The sequence below is a fragment of the Falsiroseomonas sp. genome (assembly GCF_041690465.1).
Classification (GTDB): domain Bacteria; phylum Pseudomonadota; class Alphaproteobacteria; order Acetobacterales; family Acetobacteraceae; genus Falsiroseomonas.
In genome coordinates this window covers 133,033-147,905 of the sequence record NZ_JAWLHG010000007.1, presented here as the reverse complement: position 1 = coordinate 147,905, position 14,873 = coordinate 133,033, and the positions used below count along the sequence as shown (strand labels likewise).

At 70.7% G+C, this 14,873-nt stretch carries 11 protein-coding genes; all 11 read left to right on the top strand.

What is annotated here, in order from left to right; genetic code table 11:
- Positions 1 to 40 precede the first annotated feature (40 nt).
- The 11 genes from ACESM1_RS10145 to ACESM1_RS10095 are packed head-to-tail and all read left to right on the top strand — an operon-like array spanning position 41 to position 14,828.
- Positions 41 to 1,270, top strand: coding sequence for an ABC transporter substrate-binding protein (locus tag ACESM1_RS10145; protein WP_372619726.1), 1,230 nt, complete (start codon positions 41 to 43; stop codon positions 1,268 to 1,270).
- Positions 1,270 to 3,138 carry an ABC transporter permease gene (locus ACESM1_RS10140; RefSeq protein ID WP_372619724.1) on the top strand — a complete coding sequence of 623 codons (1,869 nt, stop codon included), beginning with the start codon at positions 1,270 to 1,272 and terminating at the stop codon, positions 3,136 to 3,138. Before ACESM1_RS10145 ends, ACESM1_RS10140 begins: the two co-directional genes overlap by 1 nt.
- Positions 3,135 to 3,917 (top strand): ABC transporter ATP-binding protein, encoded by a 783-nt coding sequence (locus tag ACESM1_RS10135; protein WP_372619722.1) that lies wholly within the window; start codon positions 3,135 to 3,137, stop codon positions 3,915 to 3,917. Before ACESM1_RS10140 ends, ACESM1_RS10135 begins: the two co-directional genes overlap by 4 nt.
- Positions 3,910 to 4,623 (top strand): ABC transporter ATP-binding protein, encoded by a 714-nt coding sequence (locus ACESM1_RS10130; protein WP_372619720.1) that lies wholly within the window; start codon positions 3,910 to 3,912, stop codon positions 4,621 to 4,623. The genes ACESM1_RS10135 and ACESM1_RS10130 overlap by 8 nt, the downstream gene beginning before the upstream one ends.
- A 12-nt stretch (positions 4,624 to 4,635) precedes the next feature.
- On the top strand, positions 4,636 to 6,654 hold the full coding sequence (locus tag ACESM1_RS10125; RefSeq protein WP_372619719.1) for a hydantoinase/oxoprolinase family protein: 2,019 nt from the start codon (positions 4,636 to 4,638) through the stop codon (positions 6,652 to 6,654).
- A complete protein-coding gene (locus tag ACESM1_RS10120; protein ID WP_372619718.1) occupies positions 6,651 to 8,339 on the top strand; it encodes a hydantoinase B/oxoprolinase family protein in 1,689 nt (562 codons plus the stop codon). Before ACESM1_RS10125 ends, ACESM1_RS10120 begins: the two co-directional genes overlap by 4 nt.
- Positions 8,336 to 9,181 (top strand): FAD binding domain-containing protein, encoded by an 846-nt coding sequence (locus ACESM1_RS10115; protein ID WP_372619716.1) that lies wholly within the window; start codon positions 8,336 to 8,338, stop codon positions 9,179 to 9,181. Before ACESM1_RS10120 ends, ACESM1_RS10115 begins: the two co-directional genes overlap by 4 nt.
- Positions 9,178 to 11,865, top strand: a complete 2,688-nt coding sequence (locus ACESM1_RS10110) for a molybdopterin-dependent oxidoreductase (protein ID WP_372619715.1) — start codon at positions 9,178 to 9,180, stop codon at positions 11,863 to 11,865. Before ACESM1_RS10115 ends, ACESM1_RS10110 begins: the two co-directional genes overlap by 4 nt.
- Entirely contained in the window at positions 11,855 to 13,351 is a 1,497-nt protein-coding gene (locus tag ACESM1_RS10105; RefSeq protein ID WP_372619714.1) for a 6-hydroxynicotinate reductase, read from the top strand. The genes ACESM1_RS10110 and ACESM1_RS10105 overlap by 11 nt, the downstream gene beginning before the upstream one ends.
- A complete protein-coding gene (locus tag ACESM1_RS10100; RefSeq protein ID WP_372619713.1) occupies positions 13,330 to 14,244 on the top strand; it encodes a UPF0280 family protein in 915 nt (304 codons plus the stop codon). The genes ACESM1_RS10105 and ACESM1_RS10100 overlap by 22 nt, the downstream gene beginning before the upstream one ends.
- Positions 14,241 to 14,828 carry an amino acid synthesis family protein gene (locus ACESM1_RS10095; RefSeq protein ID WP_372619712.1) on the top strand — a complete coding sequence of 196 codons (588 nt, stop codon included), beginning with the start codon at positions 14,241 to 14,243 and terminating at the stop codon, positions 14,826 to 14,828. The genes ACESM1_RS10100 and ACESM1_RS10095 overlap by 4 nt, the downstream gene beginning before the upstream one ends.
- Positions 14,829 to 14,873 lie beyond the last annotated feature (45 nt).

The following is a 14,873-nucleotide window of genomic DNA, read 5'->3' as shown; positions in this document are numbered from 1 at the left end:
ATGCTGCGCTACCGGGCAGTACAACAAGGGGGCTAGGTCCATGGCTATCGTTCCGCTTTCCCGCCGTGCCGCGTTGCTGGCGGGCGGCAGCCTGGCCGCTTCGGCCATCGCCGCAATACGCCCTGCGGCCGCGCAGGGCGCGCCGATACGCATCGGCGAGCTCAATTCCTACAGCCGCATGGCGGCCTTCTCGGTGCCGTACCGGAACGCAATGCAACTGGCCGCCGACACCATCAACCGCAACGGCGGCGTGATGGGCGGCCGTCCGCTGGAATTCATCTTCCGCGACGACGGCGCGACGCCGGGCGACGCGGTGCGCGTGGCGGAGGACCTGCTGACGCGCGAGAACGTCGCCTTCATCGCAGGCACCTTCCTCTCCAATGTCGGCCTCGCCGTGTCGGACCTGGCGAACCAGCGCAAGCGCCTGTTCCTGGCGACCGAGCCGCTGACGGATGCCATCACCATGGCGCAGGGCAACCGCTACACCTTTCGCCTGCGGCCCTCCACCTACATGCAGACGCGCATGCTGGTGGAGGCATCCCGCGGCAAGACGCAGAAGCGCTGGGCGATCGTCGCGCCGAACTACGAATACGGCCAGTCGGCCGCCGCCAACTTCAAGAAGCTGATCGGCAGCGCCATCCCGGGCGTGGAGATCGTGGCGGAGCAATACCCGGCGCTCGGCCGCATCGACGCCGGCGCCACCGTCGGCGCGCTGCTGCAGGCCCGCCCCGATGCGATCTTCAACGTGCTGTTCGGCGCCGACCTGACGGCCTTCGTCCGCGAAGGCAACACGCGCGGCCTGTTCGAGCGCCGCTTCGTCCTCAGCCTGCTGACCGGCGAGCCGGAATACATGATCCCGCTCGGCGATGAATGCCCGGAGGGCTGGGTCGTCACCGGCTATCCCTGGGAGCAGGTGGAGTGGCCCGCGCACAAGGCCTATGTCGAGGCCTATCGCGCGCGCTTCAATGATACGCCGCGCAAGGGCAGCCTGCTCGGCTACGTCACCGTGGAGGTGATCGCAAACCTGCTCAACAATGCGAACACGCTGGACAACGAAGCGCTGGTGGATGCGTTCAAGGACCTCCGCACCGACACGGTCGTCGGCAACGTGACGATGCGCGGCCTGGACCACCAGGGCACCATGGGCACCTGGGTCGGCGAGACGGTGCTGCGCGGCCGCACCGGCACGATGCGCAACGCGCGCTACGCCGATGGCGCGAACTACCTGTTCCCCGAGGCCGAGGTGCAGGCCGCGCGGCCGAACGTCTAGTGGATCCTGCGCTCCTGCTGGTTCAGTCGCTGTCGGGGCTGGCCAGCGCCTCCTCCCTCTTCGTGATCGCCTCCGGGCTGACGCTGGTGTTCGGCGTCACCCGCATCGTGAACTTCGCGCATGGTTCCTTCTACATGCTGGGCGCCTACATCGCCGTGACGGTGGTGCCCTGGATGCTGGAGCTGGACCGCTCGCCATGGCTGTTCTTCGTCGGCGTGCTGGTCAGCGCGCTGGCGGTCGGCCTGCTCGGCGTGGCGATGGAGCTGCTGCTGCTGCGCCGCATCTACAAGGTGCCGGAGCTGTTCCAGCTGCTCGCCACCTTCGGCGTCGTGCTGATGGTGCAGGATGCGGTGCTGTGGATCTGGGGCCCGGTGGACATCACCGGCCCGCGCGCGCCGGGTCTCCGGCATGGCGTGTACATCCTGGACCAGCGCTTCCCGGCCTATGAGCTGTTCTTGATCTTCGTCGGGCCTGCGGTGCTCGGCCTTCTCTGGCTGCTGATGCACCGCACGCGCTTCGGCATCCTGATCCGCGCCGCGACGCGCGACCGCGAGATGGTCGGCGCGCTAGGTGTGAACCAGGCCATGCTGTTCACCGGCACCCTGTTCCTCGGCGCCTTTCTCGCGGGGCTTGGTGGCGCGTTGCAGATCCCGCGCGTCTCCGCCTCGGCGCAGATGGACCTCTCCATCATCACGGAGGTCTTCGTCGTGACTGTGATCGGCGGCATGGGCAGCGTGACCGGCGCCTTCCTCGCCGCGGTGCTGATCGGCCAGTTGCAGGCCTTCGGCGTGCTGATCTTCCCGAAGATCACGCTGGTGCTGGTGTTCCTGCTGATGGCCGTGGTGCTGGTCGTGAAGCCCTGGGGCCTGCTCGGCCGGCCGGAGCCCGCCGCGGGCCGCGCGGCGCTGCCGGAAGGCATCCTGCATCCGCGCGGCTTCGGGGCGGTGGAGCGCGTGCTCCTCCTGCTGGCGATCGGCGCGACGCTGGCCCTGCCGCTGTTCGGCGACGCCTATGCGCTGAAGGTCGCGACCGAGGTGCTGGTCTTCGCGCTGGCCGCCTTCTCGCTGAACTTCCTGGTCGGCAATGGCGGCATCGTCAGCTTCGGCCATGCCGCCTATTTCGGGCTGGGGGCCTATGCCGCGGGGCTGCTGGTCACGCGGCTCGGCGTGGCGATGGAACCTGCGCTGATCGCCGCCCCGCTCGCCGGCGGGCTGTTCGCGGCGCTGTTCGGCTTCTTCGTGGTTCGGCTCTCCGGCATCTACCTGGCGATGCTGACGCTGGCCTTCGCGCAGATCGCCTATGCGGTCTGCTTTCAATGGGTGGAGGTGACCGGCGGCGACAACGGCGTGGTCGGCGTCTGGCCCTCCGCATGGGCCGCCTCGCGCCAGGTGTATTTCTACTTGGTGGCAACCTGCGCGATCGCCGCCATCCTCGCGCTGCGCCATGTGGTCTACGCACCCTTCGGCGCGACGCTGCGCGCGGCGCGCGATTCCGAACAGCGTGCGGATGCGATCGGCGTGGATGTGCGCACGCATCGCTGGCTCGGCTTCACGCTCGCCGGCAGCGCGGCCGGCCTGGCAGGCGGGCTCTACGCCTTCTCGAAGGGCTCGATAGATCCCACGCTGCTCGGCGTGCCGGTCTCGGTGGATTTCCTGGCGATGATCCTGCTCGGCGGCATCCAGACGGTGATGGGACCGCTGATCGGCGCGGCGGCATTCCACAGTATCAAGGACGTCTTCATGCCGCTCACCGATTTCTGGCGCTTCTTCCTCGGCGCCTCGATCATCGCGCTGGTGCTGATCTTCCCGCGCGGCCTCGGTGGCGCCTATGGCGCGCTGCGTCGCAGCCCGGAGGCCTCGCGCGCATGACGCTGCTCGCTGCCGAGGCACTGAACAAGCGGTTCGGCGGCGTGGTTGCGGCGCGCGACGTTTCCTTCGCGCTGGCCGCGGGCGAGATGCTGGCGATCATCGGGCCGAACGGCGCGGGCAAATCCACCACCTTCAACATGGTCGGCGGACAGCTCCGGCCCGACAGCGGCCATGTGATGCTGGCGGGCCAGGACATCACCGGCATGCCGCCGCGCGCGGTCTGCCGGATGGGTGTCGGCCGCACCTTCCAGGTGGCGCAGACCTTCCTGTCCATGTCCGTCGCCGGCAACGTGCAGATGGCGCTGATCGCCCATGCCGGCCGCACGCGCGACATGATCGCGCGTGCCGATGCGCTCTACCGCGAGGATGCGCTCGCCCTGCTCGACCGCGTCGGGATGCGCGCCGAGGCGGACCGGCCGATCGGCGAGCTTGCCTATGGCGACGTGAAGCGCGTGGAGCTTGCCATCGCGCTCGCCGCCGCGCCGCGCCTGCTGCTGATGGACGAGCCGACCGCCGGCATGGCGCCGCGGGAACGCGCCGCACTGATGGGCCTGACCGCCGGCATCGCGCGGGAGCAGCGGATCGGCGTGCTGTTCACCGAGCACGACATGGACGCGGTCTTCGCCCATGCCGACCGCATCCTGGTGCTCGTGCGCGGCGAGATCATCGCCGCCGGCACGCCGGAACAGGTCCGCGCCGACGAGCAGGTCAAGCGCGTCTATCTCGGCACCACCGGCCATCGCGCCGCCCTGCGCGCGCGGAAGGTTGCGCATGGCTGACCCGGTGCTGGAGGTCGAGCGACTGACGGCCGGATACGGCCCGGCGGAAGTGCTGTTCGGCGTCTCGCTTTCGCTCGGCCGCGGCGAAGTGGCGGCGCTGATGGGCCGCAACGGTGCCGGCAAATCCACCACGCTGAAGGCCATCATGGGCCTGCTGCCGCCGCGCAGCGGCCGTGTGCGCTTCGCCGGGCAGGACATCGCCGGCCTCGCGCCCTTCCGCATCGCGCGCCTCGGCCTCGGCTACGTGCCCGAGGACCGGCGCATCTTCACCGACCTGACGGTGTTCGAGAACCTGGAGGTCGGCCGGCGCGCGCCACGCGAAGGGCGTGCCGCCTGGACGCCGGAGAGGCTCTTCGCCGTCTTTCCCAATCTGGCCGAGATGCGCAGCCGCCGCGCCGCGGCGATGTCGGGCGGCGAACAGCAGATGTTGACCATCGCGCGCACGCTGATGGGCAACCCGGACGCCGTGCTGCTTGACGAACCATCTGAGGGCCTCGCGCCGGTGATCGTCGAGCAGATGGCCGAGGCAGTGCTGCGCATGAAGCAGGAGGGCATCGCCGTGCTGCTCTCCGAGCAGAACCTGGATTTCGCCGCCGCCGTCGCCGATCGCGCCTATGTCATCGAGAAGGGCGAGATCCGCTACGCCGGCACGATGGCGGCGCTGGAAGCGGATGAGCAGGTCCGCGAAGCCTGGTTGACGGTGTGACGCATGCGGCGCGTGGCGGGCATCGATGTCGGCGGTACCTTCACCGACCTGCTGCTGCAGGAGGCGGATGGCAGCGTCCGCCTGGCCAAGGTGCCGACGACCGCGTCCAACCAGGCCGATGGCGTGCTGGCGGCGATCGAGGCGGCAGGCAGCGATCCCGCCTCGCTCGACCTGATCATCCACGGCACCACGGCCACCACGAATGCCGTGCTGGAGCGCAAGCTGGCCCGCGTCGGGCTGATCACCACGCAGGGATTCCGCGACGTGCTCGAGCTCGGCCGCCGCACGCGGCCGCATCCCTACGGCCTGACCGGCAGCTTCGAGCCGTTGGTGCCGCGCGAGCTGCGGCGGGAGGTGGCGGAGCGGATGGACGCGCGCGGCGCCGTTCTGATGCCGCTCGACGAGCAAGCGGTGGAGCGGGAAGTCCGCGCGCTGTTGGTGGCGGGCTGCGAGGCGCTCGTCATCCATTTCCTGCACGCCTATGCCAACCCCACACATGAACGCCGTGCGGGCGAGATCGCGCAGGCCATCTGGCCGAACGCCTACGTAACGCTCGGCCACGAATTGCTGTCGGAGTTCCGCGAGTATGAACGCGGCACCACGGCGTCCGTGAATGCCGCCGTGCAGCCGGTGCTCGATCGCTACCTGCATCGCCTGCAGGAACAGCTCGCCACGCGTGGCCACCGGCGCGACCTTCTGGTGATGAACGGCAATGGCGGCACCGTGCCGGCGCGGCTGGTGGCGAAGGAAGCGGCCAAGACGGTGATGTCCGGCCCCGCTTCCGGCGTCATGGCGGCGGCTGCGACACTGGCGCAGAGCGGCCTGAAGAACGCGATCACCTACGACATGGGCGGCACCTCCACCGATGTCGCGCTGATCGCGGGCGGGGTGCCGGAAGTCTCCGCGGAGCTCTCGATCGCCTATGGCCTGCCGATCCATCTGCCGATGGTGGATGTGCGCACCGTCGGCGCCGGCGGCGGCTCCATTGCCGGGCTGGATCGCGCCGGGATGCTGCGCGTCGGTCCCGAGAGCGCCGGCAGTGACCCGGGCCCGATCTGCTACGGTCGCGGCGGCGCATGGCCGACCATCACGGACGCCAACCTGGTGCTCGGCCGGCTCGATCCGGAACGCCTGCTCGCGGTGCGCGATGCCGTGCCGATGGCACGCATCCGCGAAGCCTTCGCGCGGGAGATCGGCGACCCACTCGGCCTCTCGGTCGAGCAGGCGGCGGAAGCTGCGATCCGCTTGGCGAACGTGCACATGACGGGTGCGATCCGCATGGTGTCGCTCTCGAGGGGGCATGACCCCCGTGACTTCGTGCTGTTCGCCTTCGGCGGCGCCGGGCCGCTGCATGCGGTGGCGCTGGCGCGCGAGATCGGCATCCCCGAAGTGCTGGTGCCGGCGCGTCCCGGCCTCACCAATGCGCTCGGCTGCCTGGTGGCGGACCTGCGGCAGGATCTGGTCAACACGCTCAACCGCGGCCTTGACGACATACCCAAGGAGGAGGTCGCCGCCACCCTGGCTGCGCAGCGTGAGCGCGGGCTCGCCATCGTGCTGGCCGAGCGGGGCGAGGTCGAGCAAGCGGTGGTGCAGCATTCCGCGGACATGCAGTTCCGCGGCCAGACGCACCTGATCCGTGTCGCGCTGCCCCGCGCGCAGATGACTCGCGCCGAGATCCAGGCCGCCTTCGAAGCCCGCTATTTCGCACGCTTCCAGATCCGCATGCCGGAGATCCGCGCGGTGCTGGTGAACCTCAACACGAGCGTGATCGGCAAGCGGCGCGGCTTCGATCTGCGCGCGCTGCTCGGCAAGCACCCGCGCGCCGAGGATGCGCGCATCGGCAATCGGCCGCTCTACGCCGAGGGCGCCTGGCACCGCGCCGCGGTCTGGCAGCGGGAGAACCTGCCGGAAGGTGCCCGCATCGCAGGCCCGGCGATCCTGCAGCAGGCGGACGCAACGACCGTGCTGGAACCGGGCTGCCATGCAGTGGTAGACTCCATCGGCAATCTTCGCATCCGGGTGCAGGCATGAGCGAGCCCGACCCGCTCACCCTCGCCGTCATCCAGGCCGGCCTCCAGCAGGTCTGCAACGAGATGGACATCGCCTTCTCGCGCGCCGCCTTCTCGCCGGTGATCGCCGAGGCCGACGATCGCAGCGACGGCATCTACGCCGCGGAAGACGGCGCGCTGATCGCGCAGGGCGAGCTTGGCCTGCCGGTCTTCGTCGGCACCATGGCGCATTCCGCCGCACACCTGGCGCGGCTGATCCGCGAGGGAGCCGTGGCGCCGCCGGAGCCGGGCGACATCTACATCGTCAACGATCCCTATCTCGGCGGCACGCATCTGATGGATGTGCGCTTCGCAAAGCCGGTCTTCGTGGACGGGGAGCAGTTCTGCTGGCTGCAGAACACCGGCCACTGGCCGGATATCGGCGGCATGGTGCCGGGCGGGTTCAGCGCGCATGCAACGGAAGTCGAGCAGGAAGGGCTGCGCCTGCCGCCGGTGAAGCTGTTCAAGCGCGGCGAGCTGGACCGCGAGATCCTCGCCATCATCCAGTCCAACATCCGCGTCGCCGAGCAGCGCATCGGCGACATCAAGGCACAGGCCGCGGCGCTGCTTGTCGGCGAGGCGCGGCTGCGCGAGATGCTGGACCGACACGGCGCCGGCACGCTGCGCGCCGCCATCGCCGGCATCCGTGCCCGCGCGGCGGATCGGATGCGCGCGGAGATCCGGCGCATTCCCGAGGGTGTCTACCACAGCGAAGCCTTCGTGGATTCCGACGGCGTGGTGAACCAGCCGCTCCGCATCGCGCTCACCGTCACGAAGCGCGATGACAGGCTGGCCTTCGATCTTTCCGGCTCCTCGCCGCCCTGCCAGGGGCCGATGAACTCCGTCTGGGCGACGACGTGCAGCGCGATCTACCTCGGGGTGAAGCACGTCTTCCCGCATGTCCCGATCAACGCCGGCACCTTCGAGCCGCTGGAAGTGATCAGGCCCGAGGGTACCTTCCTCGATGCGCGCTATCCCCGCCCCGTCTCCGGCTGCGCGGCGGAGGTCTCGCAGCGCATCGCGGAGGCGGTATTCCTCGCGCTCGCGCAGGCGATTCCGGATGAGCTCTGGGCGGCGCCCGCCGGCACATCGGGCAACTTCGCGCTCGGCGGCTTCGATCCGCAGCGCAACGCAGGCTATGTGATGTACCAGATCACCGGCGGCGGCTATGGCGGCAATGCGCGGGAGGACGGCCTGACAAATGGCTGCTCCACCATCGGCATCAGCAAGACCGCGCCCGTCGAGGTGATGGAGCAGTACTACCCCGTGCTGTTCCACCGCTTCGCGATCCATGAAGGCTCCGGCGGCGGCGGCCGACGCCGCGGCGGGTTTGGCGTGCATTACGAGATCGAGCTGCTGCGCGGCGAGGCGAAGGCCAGCTTCGTGATGGACCATGGTCGCTTCGGCCCGCCGGGCGTGCTCGGCGGCGGCGACGGCGCGCCCAATGTCGTGAGGCTGCATCGTGGCGGCGCCACGACCACGCCGGAACATCTCTCCAAGGATCAGGGCCTGCGCCTCGCCGCTGGCGACCGGGTGGAGGTGATGACACCGGGCGGCGGCGGGTACGGCAACCCTCAGATGCGCGAGCGCGAACTCGTCGCGCGCGACGTGGCCCGCGGCTACTACACGGAAGAGCAGGCCTTCCGCCTGTTCGGGCCGTTCAGATGACCGCCTATCATCGCCCGCACAGCCTGGCCGAAGCGCTGGCGATCCGCGCCACGCACGACGTCGCGGTGATTGCCGGCGGAACGGACATCTACCCGGCGAAGGCCGCGCGCCGCGCCTGGGGCGAGCCGACGCACAAGGACGTGCTCGACATCACCGCAATTGCAGGGCTGGACCGGATCGAGGAGACCGCATCCGGCTGGCGCATCGGCTGCCTGGTCACCTGGTCGGCGCTGCGGCGCGCCGTGCTGCCGCCGCTGTTCGACGGACTGAAAGCCGCGGCGAAGGAAGTGGGCGGACCGCAGGTACAGAATCGCGGGACCGTCGTGGGCAATCTCTGCACCGCCTCACCGGCTGGCGACGGCATTCCGAACCTGATGGCGCTCGATGCCTGCGTCGAACTCGCCGGACCGGAGGGTCGGCGCGTGGTGCCTCTCCGCGATTTCCTCGTCGGCTACCGCGCGACGGCACTTGGCGCGGCGGAGATCGTCCTCGCGCTGCACGTGCCGCATCTCGCCGGTGCGCAAGCGCGCTTCGAGAAGCTCGGCGCAAGGCGTTACCTGGTGATCTCGATCGCCATGGCCGCCGCCGTGGTCGCCACTGATGGAACTGGCCGCATCGCGGTGGCGCGCATTGCCGTCGGCGCCTGCTCGGCCGTGGCGCAGCGGCTGCCGGTCCTGGAGGCAGCGCTCGCGGGCGTCGCGCTGCGCGATGCGGCCGCGGTGCCGCAGGCGTCGCATCTCGCCGCACTAACGCCGATCGACGACGTGCGCGGCTCCGCATCCTATCGCCGCGATGCCGCGCTGACGCTGCTGCGCGACCTGCTGCGGGGGTTCGCCGCATGATCGCCTTTACCCTCAATGGCACGCCTCGCGCAGTGGAGGGACCACCTTTCGCGCCGCTCTCGGAGACGCTGCGCGACCGGCTCGGCCTCACCGGCACCAAGGTTGGCTGCGAGGCCGGTGATTGCGGCGCCTGCACCGTGCTGGTAGATGGCGCACAGGCCTGCGCCTGCCTGGTGCCGACCGCGCAGGTGGCAGGCGCGGCGATCCTCACCATCGAGGCAGAACATCCCGTGCTGGAGCGGCTGCGCGCCGCCTTCCTCGCGCACGGCGCGGCGCAATGCGGCATATGCACGCCCGGCATGATTATGGCCGCGGCCGACCTGCTTCTGCGGGATCCCGCACCGACACGCGACGCGGTGGCAGATGCCATCGGCGGCGTGCTCTGCCGCTGCACCGGTTATGTGAAGATCCTGGATGCGGTGATGGACGCGGCGCCGTCCGTCCTGCCCATGCCGGCGTCCGGTGCGGCCGTGGGTGCCGCGATCGCACGGCTCGACGGTGCACCGAAGGTGTTCGGCACCGACCACTTCGGCGCCGATGCCGCGCCCGCTGATGCGATGTGGCTGCGCATCGTGCGGTCTCCGCATCACCGCGCCCGCTTCACGCTGGGGGATCTGGAGGTCGCGCGCGTGCGGCTCCGGCTGGAGGCCATCCTCTCGGCACGGGACGTGCCGGGCCTCAACGCCTTCGGCATCATGCCGAACCTCAAGGACCAGCCCGTGCTGGCCGAGGGCGAGGTGCGCTTCCGCGGCGAGGCCGTGCTGGCACTCGTCGGCGAGCGCGCCGCGGTGGAGGCGGTGCGCGATGCCGATGTGCCGATGGCCTGGGAGCCCCTGCCCGCGCTGCATGGCGTGGAAGACGCGACGGCGGCGGGCGCGCCGCAGTTGCACGCGCATGCGCCGGGCAATGTGCTGGTGCGCGGCCGGCTGACCTGCGGCGACGTCGACACCGCCCCTTCCGCCGTGACCGCCGAGGGCCGCTTCACCACCAGCTTCGTCGAGCATGCTTATATCGAGCCGGAGGCCGGCTACGCGGTGCCGACGGCGAATGGCATGGAGATCGTCGCCTGCACCCAGGCGCCCTACATGGACCGGGAGGAGACCGCGCGCGTGCTCGGCCTGCCCGAGGAAGCGGTACGCATCATCCCGACCGCCTGTGGCGGCGGTTTTGGCGGCAAGCTCGATGTCTCCATCCAGCCCTTGCTCGCCATCGCGGCCCAGAAGGTGAAGCGGCCGGTGCGCATCATCTATTCGCGCACCGAAAGCATGGCCTCCACCACCAAGCGCCATCCGGCGGTGCTGCATGCGCGCATGGCCGCCGATACCGCCGGGCACTTCACCGCCTTCGAGCTCGACGGTGATTTCAACACCGGCGCCTATGCCAGCTGGGGGCCGACGGTTGCCAACCGCGTGCCGGTGCATGCCTCCGGTCCCTATCGCGTGCCCAATGTCCGCAACCGCACGCGCGCGATCCACACCAACGAGACGCCCGCCGGCGCCTTCCGCGGCTTCGGCGTGCCGCAGGCCGCGATCGCGACGGAAGCCCTGGTGGACGAGCTGGCCGAACAGCTCGGCCTCGACCGGTGGGAGATCCGGCGTCGCAACGCGATCCGCGCCGGCGATACCACGCCCTCCGGTCAAGTGCTGCACGCCTCGGCGGGGCTCCCGCAATGCCTGGATGCGCTGAAGCCGGAATGGGATGCGATGCTCGCCCGCGTCGCTGGGCACAATGCGGGCGCCGCCCGCCACAGGCTTGGCGCCGGCATCGCCTGCATGTGGTACGGCTGCGGCAATACCTCGATGTCGAATCCCTCGCGCATGCGCGTGGTGCTGGCCCGCGACGGCACGCTCACGCTGTTCAACGGCGCGGTGGATATCGGCCAGGGCAGCACGACGGTGATCGCGCAGATCTGCGCCGATGCGCTCGGCCTGCCGCTGGCCACGTTCCGCTTCGTTCTTGGCGACACCGGACTCACCTTCGATGCGGGCAAGACCTCCGCCTCGCGCCAGACCTTCGTCAGCGGCCGCGCCGCGCTGGAGGCCGGCCGTGACCTGCGGCGTCGCATCCTCGCCCTGGCCAACGCCGGGGAGGATGCGACGCTCGCCCTGGATGGCACACGGCTGGCCGTGACCGATGCGAACGGCGGCGGGCGCGTGATCGAACTTGCCGGCCTGCCCGGAGACCTGGAAGGCGACGGCCGCTACGATCCGCCGACCACCGCGCTCGATGCGGAAGGCCAGGGCGTGCCCTACGCCACATACGGCTTCGCCGCGCAGCTCGCGCTGGTGCGCGTGGACACGGCACTCGGCACGGTGAAGGTGGAGGAGATCGTCGCGGCGCAGGATGTCGGCCGCGCGGTGAACCCCACCCTCGTGCTCGGGCAGATCCATGGCGGCATCGCGCAGGGCCTCGGGCTGGCACTGATGGAGGAGTTCATCCCCGGCCGCACCGAGAACCTGCACGACTACCTGATCCCCACCGCGGGCGACGTGCCGCCGATCCGCGTGCACCTCATCGAGGATCCGGAACCCGAAGGCCCCTTCGGCGCCAAGGGTGTCGGCGAGCCGGCGCTGGTGCCGACCGCGCCGGCGATCCTCGGCGCGATCCGGCACGCCACCGGCGTCACCATCCGCCACGTGCCGGTGCTCCCGCATCGGCTGTGGGAGGCGCTGCATGTCCGATAGGGTCAGCGCACAGGCCCGCAGCGAGAAGTACGGGCAGAGCGAAGGCGATGGCATCATCCGCTGCGATGCCTGCCCGGTGCTGTGCCGCATCCGCCCCGGCCGGTCCGGCGCGTGCAGCCGCTACGCCAACGAGGATGGGCAGCTCGTCCGCACCGATCCCGCCCTGGCACTGGCGCAGACGCTGGAAGCAGGCCGTCCCGTCGTCGCCTTCGCCGAGGGCGCGTGGGACGGCAAGCTGCTCGATCCCGGCCGCGCCTTCGTCACCGGCATCGGCGCGGGCACGACCTATCCGGACTACAAGCCGGCGCCCTTCATCGTCGGCGCCACGCATGCGGGCGTGGACACCGTCACCGTGGTGACGGAGGGGATGTTCAGCTATTGCGGCGTGAAGGTGAAGATCGACACCGACCGCCATCTCGGCCCGGAAGCCGCACCGGTGCGTGCGAAGGGCGAGCAGGTCGGGCACGTCACCACCGCCGAGTACGGCAGCCAGATGCTCAGCCTCGGCGGCGTGCGGCACCTGACGGGCGGCAGCAAGAAGGAGGGCAATGTCACCTGCGAGACGCTGCTCGCCCTCTGCGCGGCGGAGCCGGTGACGCTGACGATCGATGGCGGGCACGAGGTCGTCGTGCAGGCCGGGCAGGCGCCGATCGTGGATGGCACGCCGGAACGCCGCATGCGGGTCGGCTGCGGCAGCGCGACGGTCGGCATCTTCGCGCAGCAATGGCTCGGCCATGCCGACGAGGTGATCGTGGTGGATGACCACATCACCGGCGTGCTGAGCGAGCACCAGGCCGGCAAGGTGCTCGGCATGCGCGCGACCGGCATCCGCGTGCGCGGCCGCCGCTCCACACCGGGGCGGTATTTCCAGGTGGCCGCGCCCGGCCTCGGCTGGGGCGGCACCGACATCACCGATCCGCTCGCCATCATCGAGAGCATCGACCCGAAGCTCGCCTGGCCCGGGCTGCGCCTGCTGCTGACCTCCACCACCGGCGAGGACGCGTTGTGGTGCGTGCTGGACGAACAGCTTCGGCCGATCCCCGCCGAGATGCCGAAGCCCGTGCGGACCGTGGTGGAACGTATCGGCGAGAATTGCGAGCCTTCGCTCTGCACCGTGCTGTTCATGGCCGGCGCCGGCGGCAGCCTGCGCGCCGGCGTCACGGAGAACCCTGTGCTGCTCACGCGCGCGGTCGCGGCGGGCGAGGTGCGCGTGACGATGGGCGGCGCGCCGGTCTATCTCTGGCCCGGTGGCGGCATCACGGTGATGGCGGATGTGCTGCGCTTCCCCGGCAACGCCTTCGGCCACGTGCCGACCCCCGCCCTCGTCGCGCCGATCGAGTTCACCCTGCCCCGCGCGCTCTACCAGCGCCTCGGCGGCCACATGGACGAGATCGTGCCGGTGGAGGAGCTGCTGCGCGGCCTTGGCGAGCAGTTGCGCGTCGAGGGCTGGATGCCCGGCAATCCATGGCCTTTCGCGAAGCCATGATCGCGCAGCGCCTGGCCGGAGAACGCCTGCATCTGAGCCACGGGCCGATGGATGTGGTGCTGCGCGGCTGGGGCGCGGCGCACGAGGTGGCGGCGGCGGAGCTCGCGGCGGCGGCCCGCTTCGCCACGATCCTGCAGGAACTGGTCGCCGAGCTGCCCACGCTGCGTGCCGCCGTCGGTGCGGAGACGAGGCTGGACGGCCCGGTCGCCCGGCGGATGCTCGCCGGCTGCCTGCCCTTCGCGCGCCAGGGGGTCTTCGTCACGGCGATGGCGGCGGTGGCCGGCGCGGTGGCGGACGAGGTGTTGGCGGCGATGCGCGCGGCTGCGCCGGGGCTCAGGCGCGCCTACGTCAACGATGGCGGGGATATCGCGGTGTTCGTCGCGCCAGGGGAATCGCTGACGCTGGGAATGGTGGCGGATCCGGCGGGGAGCCCAGCACGTGCGGGCGGCTGCGCGCGCGGGCCTGTCGCCGACTTCGACGGCACGCTCAGTCTCGGCCATGGCATGGGCATCGGCGGGGTGGCCACCTCCGGACGCCACGGCCGCTCCTTCTCGCTCGGCATCGCCGATGCGGTCACCGTGCTGGCGCGCGATGCCGCCACCGCCGATGCCGCCGCCACGCTGATCGCCAATGCGGTGGATGTCGAAAGCCCCGCCGTGCGGCGCCGCGCGGCACGCGCGCTCGATCCCGACAGCGATCTCGGCGACCGGCCCGTCACCGTCTCCCTTGGCCCGCTGGACGAAGCGGAGATCGCCGCCGCGCTCGATGCCGGCGCCGCGCGTGCCGAGGCCTGGTGCCGCGCCGGCCTTATCCGCGGCGCCGCGCTGCGCCTCGCTGGCCGCGCGCGGATTGCCGGTGCGTCTGTCCCCGCCCTCCCGGAGCACGCCGCATGAGCCAGGAAGTCGCAATCCGGAAAACCGTGCTGCATGTCGAGGAGGTTCGCCATGATGGCGGCCCGCCGCTGGCCAGGCCCGTGCTCAAGGGCTGGTGCGCCGTGGTGCTCGCGAACCCCTTCGCCGGCCGCTACGAACCCGACCTCATGTGGATGATGGAGGCGATGAAGCCGGTCGGCCTCATGGTCGCCGAGAAGCTGCTCGCCGGCCTCGGCGGCAACCCGGACGCCATCGAGGCCTATGGCAAGGGCGGCCTGGTCGGCAGCGCGGGCGAGCTCGAACACGGCGCGCTGTGGCACGTCGCGGGCGGCTACGCCATGCGCGGCCTGCTCGGGAAGGCGCTGTCCATCGTCCCCTCCATGACCAAGGTGGGGCCGATGGGGGCGGTGCTCGACCTGCCGATCCACCACCGCAACGCGGCCTACGTGCGCAGCCATTTCGACGGGATCACCTGCGTCGTGCCGGACGCGCCCCGGCCCGACGAGATCCTGTTCGCGCTTGCCATGACCACCGGCTCCCGCCCCCATGCGCGCGTCGGCGGCCTGCGGCAGGAGGAAATCGCGCAATGGGATGGCCAGCGCTGACATCGCCGCAAGGCGCGCGCTTCCCGTCCCGCGTGACAGGCCTCA

Bases quoted from the DNA above. Each gene is read 5' to 3' on its own strand.
- ACESM1_RS10145 (WP_372619726.1), top strand. From the start codon at position 41: ATGGCTATCGTTCCGCTTTCCCGCCGTGCCGCGTTGCTGGCGGGCGGC.
- ACESM1_RS10135 (WP_372619722.1), top strand. From the start codon at position 3,135: ATGACGCTGCTCGCTGCCGAGGCACTGAACAAGCGGTTCGGCGGCGTG.
- ACESM1_RS10130 (WP_372619720.1), top strand. From the start codon at position 3,910: ATGGCTGACCCGGTGCTGGAGGTCGAGCGACTGACGGCCGGATACGGC.
- ACESM1_RS10120 (WP_372619718.1), top strand. From the start codon at position 6,651: ATGAGCGAGCCCGACCCGCTCACCCTCGCCGTCATCCAGGCCGGCCTC.
- ACESM1_RS10115 (WP_372619716.1), top strand. From the start codon at position 8,336: ATGACCGCCTATCATCGCCCGCACAGCCTGGCCGAAGCGCTGGCGATC.
- ACESM1_RS10110 (WP_372619715.1), top strand. From the start codon at position 9,178: ATGATCGCCTTTACCCTCAATGGCACGCCTCGCGCAGTGGAGGGACCA.
- ACESM1_RS10105 (WP_372619714.1), top strand. From the start codon at position 11,855: ATGTCCGATAGGGTCAGCGCACAGGCCCGCAGCGAGAAGTACGGGCAG.
- ACESM1_RS10100 (WP_372619713.1), top strand. From the start codon at position 13,330: ATGGCCTTTCGCGAAGCCATGATCGCGCAGCGCCTGGCCGGAGAACGC.
- ACESM1_RS10095 (WP_372619712.1), top strand. From the start codon at position 14,241: ATGAGCCAGGAAGTCGCAATCCGGAAAACCGTGCTGCATGTCGAGGAG.